Source organism: Mesorhizobium sp. B2-4-19, assembly GCF_006441315.1.
Lineage (GTDB): Bacteria > Pseudomonadota > Alphaproteobacteria > Rhizobiales > Rhizobiaceae > Mesorhizobium.
Window position 1 is genome coordinate 1 of record NZ_VFUV01000040.1, and the last position, 5576, is coordinate 5576.

At 57.1% G+C, this 5576-nt stretch carries 2 protein-coding genes, 1 tRNA gene and 1 pseudogene; all 4 read left to right on the top strand.

The window, feature by feature from the left end; translation table 11 throughout:
- Positions 1-14: 14 nt before the first annotated feature.
- On the top strand, positions 15-908 hold the full coding sequence (locus FJ546_RS30975) for a D-alanyl-D-alanine carboxypeptidase family protein (protein ID WP_140893030.1): 894 nt from the start codon (positions 15-17) through the stop codon (positions 906-908).
- Positions 909-1169: 261 nt separating this feature from the next.
- A complete protein-coding gene (locus FJ546_RS30980) occupies positions 1170-2093 on the top strand; it encodes a DUF1003 domain-containing protein (protein ID WP_140893028.1) in 924 nt (307 codons plus the stop codon).
- 252 nt (positions 2094-2345) lie between these two features.
- Positions 2346-2422: transfer RNA gene (locus FJ546_RS30985), tRNA-Arg, on the top strand.
- Between the two features lie 600 nt (positions 2423-3022).
- A pseudogene (locus FJ546_RS30990) lies at positions 3023-5576 on the top strand (hypothetical protein); the annotation flags it as partial.

The following is a 5576-nucleotide window of genomic DNA, read 5'->3' on the forward strand; positions in this document are numbered from 1 at the left end:
TGTCCAACCCGCCCTTGTCCAAATTGCGTCCCTTCCCGCTCCTCCAGAGAGTTTTCGTCGCCCTTGGCCTGTTGCTGATGGTCGCCGGCTGCTCGACCACGACCCCGCCGGACCAGGTGCTGGCGGTGCCCGCACCGCCGCAGAAATATGCCGCCATCGTCGTCGACGTCAGGACCGGCAAGCAGCTGTTCGAGGTCAACTCGACGGCGCAGCGCTATCCGGCCTCGCTGACCAAGATGATGACGCTCTACGTCCTGTTCGAGGCGATGGAGTCCGGCCGCGTGACCAAGCAAACGCAGATCCCCGTCTCCGACCACGCCGCCTCGCAGCCGCCGACCAAGATGCGCTTCCGGCGCGGCGAAACGATCGACGTCGATTCCGCCATCCGCGCCATCGTCGTGAAATCCGCCAATGACGTGGCGGTGGCGGTCGGCGAATATCTCGGCGGCACGGAGGACCAGTTCGCCGCCATGATGACAGCCAAGGCGCGCGCGCTCGGCATGACCAGCACCACCTTCCGCAACGCGTCCGGCCTGCCCGACGACGGCCAGATGACCTCGGCGCGCGACATGGCGGTGCTCGGCATGGCGCTGCGCCAGCGCTTCCCCCAGCATTTCCACTATTTCTCCGAAAGCGATTTCATGTTCCGCGGCAGGCTGGTGCGCGGCCACAACGACATGCTCGGCCGCGTGCGCGGCGTCGACGGCATCAAGACCGGTTACATCAGGGCGTCCGGCTTCAACATAGTTACCTCCTACAATGCCGATGGCCGCCAGCTGATCGTGGTGGTGATGGGCGCCGACTCGGCCCGCCAGCGCAACGACCATGTCGAGGCGCTGATCCAGCGCAGCCTGTCGCCGACCACGGCCGACAGCAAGACCAGGCTGATGTTCGCCGAACAGCAATAACAAGAGTGCAACCTCCCCCTCACTTCGTCATCCTTGGGTCTTCGCGACGCCGCTTCCGCTCCTTGCTACGCCCGTGGATGATGACGTTGGAGGAGACCTCGCCCAACCCCCAACAGTCAAAAAGCCCGCAGCCGGCTATTGTTATCCGATTGTCACGCAATCGTCTGGAAGCCATGGCATAGGCAGCGCAATCCGACAGTGGATATGCCTGGTCGCCTCGGCGTATCCTGAACCAGCAGCGCCACAGCAGGAGCCCGCACCATGAGCACCGTTCCCAAGGCACCCGAGCAGCAGGCGGCGGACACCGAGAACGACAGCGGCGGCGAATATTTCGAGGCGCCGATCACGCCGGAGGATCTGCACGAGGGCTCGGACGAGCATTTCGACACGCCCGAAGTACCGGATTCCGAACCGACCGGCCTGGGTGCGTCGCGCATAAAGCCGAAGAAGAAGCCGTCGGCGATCTCCGGCCGCAAATTCCACAAGCGCGACCTGGTGCGCATCGACACGCTGCGCCCGAGCCTGGCCGACCGCATCCGCTCCGACCATCCGGACCTGCCCAGGGGCGCCCGCATCAGCCGCGAGGAGCTCGGCCGCTACCGCATGCGCTACATGGAGGAGCTGCTGCAGCAGGAGCACGGCGAATTTTCCGAGCTCGACCGCCAGGTGGTGGAATCGATCGCCCGGCAGGACACGATTTCCGAAAACTCGGAAGAGGAGTTCGAGGAGCACCGCACCTTCCCCGACCGCGTTTCCGACAACATGGCCGCCTTCGGCGGCAGCTGGTGGTTCCTGATCTCGTTTGCCGCGGTGCTGCTGGTCTGGATCGGCGTCAACCTGTTCGAGGGCACCGTCGGCGCCTTCGACCCCTACCCCTTCATTCTGCTCAACCTCTTGCTCTCCTGCATCGCCGCCATCCAGGCGCCGGTCATCATGATGAGCCAGAAGCGCCAGGAGGTGAAAGACCGCCTGCGCTCCTTCAACGAATACCGCGTCAACCTCAAGGCCGAGCTCGAAGTGCGCCACCTGCACGAAAAGCTCGACTACCTCATCTCCCGCCAATGGACGCGCCTGGCCGAGATGCAGCAGATGCAGCTCGATGCGATGAACGAGCTTGCCGGTACGAAGAAGGTGAAGCGGGCGGTGCGGGGGAGGCGGGTGGTGAAGAGGGAGGCGGAGGCGTGATTCGCAAAGCGGACGAAAGCCAATTGCTTGGCTTTTCGAACGACGAACGGCGAAGACCCGGTCCGCCCTTGGGCGGATCAAAAGGTCCAATGGACCTTTTGAAGGGTCTGAACGCCCGAAAGGGCAGGGAGCCTGCGAAGGGCCGTGCCGTGCAGCCAATCGCCAATTGCCCGTTGAAGCTCGCGCCGGCTTCCGCTAAGAAGCCGTGACTTGCCGGTTCACCGGCTGGTTCGTTTTCCGGCCCGCCGGGAAGCACCCGTAGCTCAGCTGGATAGAGCGCTGCCCTCCGAAGGCAGAGGTCACAGGTTCGAATCCTGTCGGGTGCGCCAATTTCAACATAAATATCAGATAGTTATCTGATCGTGATTTTCGCAAGTGTCCTCGCGTTTTTGCGCGGAAGCACTACGGAAGCACAAGAGACCGTACCAATTTCGACGCATTCTCCTGTGGAAACAATGCTATGGGACTCTGCTCGACGATGAGGCGGTGACCGAAGGCTGCCCATTTCGGGGGGATAGGATGCCTCGGCTCATGAGATTGGAGTGGTTGATTATGGCAGCGCAAGAGCGCTACCGCTTTTCCCCCACGATCGCTTCCGTGGCTAGGGCCATTCCGGTGTGAAGGCGGTGAGGTTGTTGGACGACTCTCATCCATCAAAAACTAACTTGCCACTAACGGTGCCAGTTGTTGAGCATCTAGCGTATGGTCCGTCTTTTTCGGTCGTCCCTCGACCTTCCGATCTTCGCGATAGTGGCGGTACGAAACTCCTCCCGGCCCTCCCCAAAATGACGACGCCGGTAGCACATTGGAGACATCGCCAGCACCCTAGATTGGTGCTAAATATTAGGAGTGCCTAAAATTATATCCTGATCAATTCGGCGTTTTATGGGAGACCAGACCTGCTGCACAGCGGTCGCCAGGAGGCTAAAATGACAATTACTTTCGACTTCACCAGCTCCTTAGCTGGGGTTACACACACCAAGGCATTTTACAATTCGCTCCAACTAGAATTCGTGACGGAAGCCGATTTCGTTGGTCCGCTGTCGCAAAAAGTTGTGACAGTTGCAGACCCGGGGAGCAATCCCACACAGGTCACCGTGGGCCCTTACGGTGATTTTTATCCGGACGACGTCTCCGCATATCGACCAGGGTCGAACTATATCTATTCGGTTTCGGAGACCTCGCCCTTTGGATTCAAAATACCAATTTCTCCCACTGGGTTCCCAGACATCCGGACATATGTATCTGCCTCAACTTATTCGTCCGCGGGGCTAGATGCTGCGCTGCAGAGTTACTTCAACGCGTGGGACGCCTGGGACAGCGCTATGAACCAAAAGCCGTTTTTCTCGGTTGAGTTTGGTGGTTTAGCCGGAGAGCACGGGATATTTACTTCCACGACACCGATTACCGGACTTGCGGCAACGTTCGCGCGCGCCGATCTAATGGACGGCGACGATCTCATCATCGGGAGCGATTTCGCTGACACTCTAGACGGAGAGGGCGGCAACGACATCATCAAAGGGGGTACTGGAAGTAACACACTCAACGGTGGTGGCGGCGACGATCAATTCATATTCACGGGCACCGGATTTGTCCCACTTCTTGGGGACACAAACACAATTGATGGTGGGATAGGCGCCAAGGACATTCTGAAACTTGGAGGTTCGTCAAACGATTACCAAATATCGGCAGCCGCCGGCTCTACCTGGGATACGACCAACACCTCAATTAGCAAGGCTCCGTTGGTTGGACCATCTGAGTACTCCTTCAACACGACGAAAACGGAGTGGGTCCTGTTTGAGGAACGCGCTTCCAATTCCATCAGTCTGACGGGTGGCTCTCTCTATAGAGAGATGGCTCGACAGATGGTCGAAGTCTATGACGAGAATTCAGGACCGGCCGAAGCGCGGAATTGGCACTCCGTAGCTGGAATTGAAATTGGGCTTAAGCCAAAGGATTTCGGAGAATTCGCCGGACGCCATTTTACCTTCATCGACGGTATCTATCGGGAGACGTCGACTACTGCAGGTGACGCGGTGGCGGAGGTAAGTACCGGTGTAATCGCTGGGCGTACAACACTCTCCGTTGCTTTTGAGGGCTCTGACGATATAGGTGATTTTGCTTACGATCTGATACTAACCCCTGAATTTTTCTACCCCAAGTTTTCGCCGCTTGTTGACAGTATCAAAAAATATCTGACGGAGAACCCGGGAAAAATCGACCAAATTATTGTTAGTGGCCATAGCCTTGGTGGGGCCATGATGCAGTATTTCGTGGACTCAATGGTCAAGGCTAATTTTGCAGGAACAATTAGCGGATTTGGTTTTGCTTCAATCGGGGGTGGATTGCAAACCGTTGCGAATGCCAATTTGCACGTTGTGAATTTTATTCACATTGGAGACATCGCCAATAACCTAAATCTGGTGCTAGATACTAGGGGCGATAATCAGGTCTTGATCAATTCGGCGTTATATTGGAGGCCAGACCTGCTGCATGGCAAGGCAGGATACGAAACTGACGTCAATTTCCTGATTTCCGAAGCGTCGAAGCCATTAGGCCAGTTCGCGACTTCAAGTCTCGGGAGTGCACTAGCCAATGGCGGAAGCTGGTTTGGCAAGATTCAGATTTCCACCGGAACCGGCGGCGGCGACAGCATCCAAAGTTTATCTAAGGATAGCTATGTCCTCGCAGGAGACGGTGATGATCACATAAGTTTTAAGGCAAATTTCGTTGGCATGGATCAAGTCAACCTGGTGGCTGAAGGGACCAGAATTGTCGAAGGAGGCTTTGGTACAGATACTCTGATATTGCCGTATGCCAAGAGCTCATTTGACTTTGTGTCGAATGGAACAGGCGTGACTGTTGACTACAAGCAGTTTATTGGCATCTCCAGCTATGTTGCCACGATATACGGCGTTGAATTCGTGCAGTGCGGTGACCAGCTTTTCCGGCTGAACGGGCAGCCGCTGATCGCGCAGCAAGGCCCTGACAACGATAACACGTTCACTGTCGACGACAGCTTTGACTATTCCGATTCGGGCAATGGCAACAAAACAGTCAACGGCACCTCACTAGCCAACAATATCTATCTAGGAAGCGGGAACCAGTCGGTTTTGGCAGGTGACGGAGATGACGTGGTTCGGGTGAAATCATCCCTCCAGCCTCAATCGACTTCCCAAGTGACTATAGATGGGGGCATCGGGGCTGACTACATGGTGGGTGGATCCGGCCAGAATGTATACGTTGTCGACAATATTCACGACGTAGTGGTTGATGGCGGCGGACACGATCTGGTCCAGTCGTCAGTCGACTACACAATCGACGATGGCGTCGAGGACTTGCAGTTAACCGGTCCGGCGACGTTTGGTTTCGGAAACGACCGCGCAAACAAAGTCACCGGAAATTCCGGCAACAACATCATCGATGGCCTTGGCGGCGCCGACACCATGCAGGGCGGCCTCGGCAACGACACCTACTATGTCG